The 3,017-nt window shown below is 60.1% G+C and carries 2 protein-coding genes and 1 pseudogene; all 3 read right to left on the bottom strand.

Annotation, left to right across the window (positions count from 1 at the left end; all coding sequences use genetic code 11):
• The coding region (locus PHS32_RS24025; protein WP_301082148.1) for a CHASE2 domain-containing protein at window positions 1-1,617 on the bottom strand (1,617 nt) is incomplete at its 3' end.
• Between the two features lie 276 nt (window positions 1,618-1,893).
• On the bottom strand, window positions 1,894-2,592 hold the full coding sequence (locus PHS32_RS24030) for a TerC family protein (RefSeq protein ID WP_301082147.1): 699 nt from the start codon (window positions 2,590-2,592) through the stop codon (window positions 1,894-1,896).
• 121 nt (window positions 2,593-2,713) lie between these two features.
• A pseudogene (locus PHS32_RS24035) lies at window positions 2,714-3,017 on the bottom strand (succinate--CoA ligase subunit alpha); the annotation flags it as partial.

The raw sequence follows: 3,017 nt of genomic DNA on the forward strand, positions 1-3,017 counted from the left end.
CCGCAGGGCGCCGCCCGGGCGGGAACTGTTGCCATCCATCAGCACGGCTTCTGACGGATTCCTGGCCCGGTTCAACTTCGATTGGATATCTTTGTAGTCCTTGTTGTAGGTCGCCATGTATTGATACACCGCCCCGGCCTTGTCCAATTGGCGCTTGCGCTCAAAGTCAAGTGCCAGGCGGTACAAATCGCCCATCACCGCCTCTGCCAGGGGCACGCGGCGGAACCGGTCAAAGGCCATGTCGAGTTGCCCCTGTCCTTGCAGCGCCAAGCCCATCATGCGCCTGGTTTCAGCCGACTCTTCATCCGGCTTGAGCTTGTCGGCCTCCGTCATCAAGAACCGTTTGGTCGTCAGGGCCAGATGGCCGATCAGCAGCAGCGTCGCCGGAAACACCAGCTTCAACCACAGCCCAGCGCCCGACAACAGGCCAAACTCGGTGCCCAGTAAAACCGCCAACAACAGCAGGGTGGATACGGCTGCCCGACCCGCCGGCAGGCGTGGCAAGGCGGCAATGAGATAGGCGCTGACCAGGAGCAAAACCGCCAGACTGGCCCCGGCACCCCAGACTGGCTGAACAATAAAGTGTTCGCCCAAGATGCTCGACGTCACGTGCGCAATCGCTTCCGCGGGCGACAAGGCCGGGTTGCCAGGCACAGGGAACTGGGTACCCGCGCCCGTTGCCGTCACCCCAATGATGACAATCTTGTCTGCATATTTGGAGGCCGGGATTTTGCCGCTGAGCACATCGTCAAAAGAATCCACGCTAAAGGCCGGTTTGCCGTCACGCCCTTGATAGAACTGGGGCAACATGCGCGCCGCCGCATCGGTTTTTACGCGCAGTTGGCCGATTTGCACTGATTCATCCTCATGGAGCGTGATATCGGCCGTGCTCAGGTTGAGACTTTGGGTGGCGGCCAGTAGCGCCACCGAGGGAACCGCCTTACCGTCGTAATTGACCAACAGGGGCTCAAATCGAACGGCGCCGTCCACGTCCTGCGTCTGGTTCAGGTGACCGATGCCGGCTGCGACCGCCCCCAGGCGTTCGATGGGCTGCTGCCCTCTGAGCGCTGGTAGCGAGAAGCCGCTGTTTTCATCGAGCGCACTCTTGAGCGCAAACGCGGGCAGGGGCTGCTCGGCGTTGCCCTGCGGTTCGCCCAAGGTGAAATACGAAGCCAGGATGACGTTGCCGGCGCTTTTGAGACTCGCAGCCAGTTGGCCATCGGTGTCGAGTGCTGTCTCGGCCTCGGCCATCAACCGCGCCAGCTGTCCGCTCCGAGCGGAGGGGGTGCCGGCTGGATCGGCGTCGGCGCCCAGCACCTCCTTCAAGCTGCGAATGTAGCTCAGAGCCCCGTCGACCTGGGGTTCAAAAAAGAACACGGTATAAACCACAACCCTGGATTTGGCGGTCGCCAACTTGTCAATCAACTGGGCGTGAACATCACCTGGCCAGGGCCAGCGACCGATGTTGGCAATACTCCGATCATCGATGGCGATGACGGCGATCCGGTCGGACGGCTGGTGCGAGTTGCTGGTGTTGGTGCTGGCGAAGTCATAAAACCGCCGTTCCAAGGTGCCTATAAAGTCGCTGCCCAGGTACAGCAGCACCACGATGAGCACAACCAAGACACCCACAAACCCGTCGGTGCGCCAGAAAGAACCCGATTCAGATAAAGAAGATTTCGCCACCCGGCACCTTTAACCCTTTGTGTAGCTGAAACCGATCAGCGGCGCACCAGCCCGCAAGATGTCAAACGCAAAGATCCAGCGCACGGCTACGGTAGCAGATGGAACCACCGTCAACAAGAGGCATCTTGACGAAATTTCGCAGCTTTATGCAAAAAATGCCGAACAAGCCACGGCCAGCAACAAGCCTGCGTGCGCCTTGGCATCGACTCAGGTGGGTGCTTGCCGGCGCTTCTTGAGCGCCGCTCCCATCGCCAGCACGCCCAGCGCGCCCACCAAGCCGAAGCCGTAGTGCCACACCATGGACTGGGGTAAATAGTTTTGCACGGCGGGATCACTGTGCGCCATGGTGCCGGCAATCCACCCCAGCAACATACCACCCACCGTGATGATCACCGGGAAGCGGTCCATCAGTTTGAGCACCAGTTGACTGCCCCAGATAATGATCGGAACGCTGACCAGCAAACCAAAAATCACCAGCGGCAACTGGTGCTGGCTGCCAGCGCCTGTGGCCGCACCGGCGATGGCGATGACGTTGTCGATGCTCATCACCAGATCGGCAATGATCACGGTCTTGACCGCCGCCCACAGCTTGTCACTGGCCTGAATACTGTTGTGCCCGTTTTCGTCCTGCGGCAGCAGCAGCTTGACACCGATCCACAACAACAAGGCGGCACCGACCACTTTCAAAAATGGCACCTGCAGCAAAGTCAAGGCGAAGGCGATCAGGATGACACGCAGCACAATCGCCCCCGCCGTTCCCCACAAAATGCCCTTGAGGCGCTGGTGCACCGGCAGCTGGCGGCAAGCCAGGGCGATCACCACGGCATTGTCACCGCCGAGCAAAATATCGATCATGATGATCTGACCGACAGCGAACCAAAAGTGAGCGGTGAGAAATTCTTCCACGGTGCTGGGTCTCTTTGAATGCCTGAGGCTTATAAACAACAAAGCCGGATTGTCCCTGAGGCAATCCGGCTAGGTGGGTTGAGCGCCGCCATTGGGGCGCACCGACAAAGGCGACTCGCCTTTACAGCATGGCCTTGAGCAGCTTGGCCAGTTCGGACGGATTGCGCGTGATCTTGAAGCCGCACTCCTCCATCACCGCCAGCTTGGCTTCGGCCGTGTCGCCACCACCCGAAATCAAGGCGCCGGCGTGACCCATGCGTTTGCCCGCAGGGGCGGTGACACCGGCGATGAAGCCCACAATCGGTTTCTTCATGTTGGCTTTGCACCAACGCGCTGCGTCGGCCTCGTCCGGGCCGCCGATTTCGCCAATCATGATGACCGCATCGGTATCGGGATCGTCGTTGAACAGCCGCATGATGTCGATG

The sequence above is a fragment of the Rhodoferax sp. genome, assembly GCF_028714215.1.
Taxonomy (GTDB): domain Bacteria; phylum Pseudomonadota; class Gammaproteobacteria; order Burkholderiales; family Burkholderiaceae_C; genus Rhodoferax.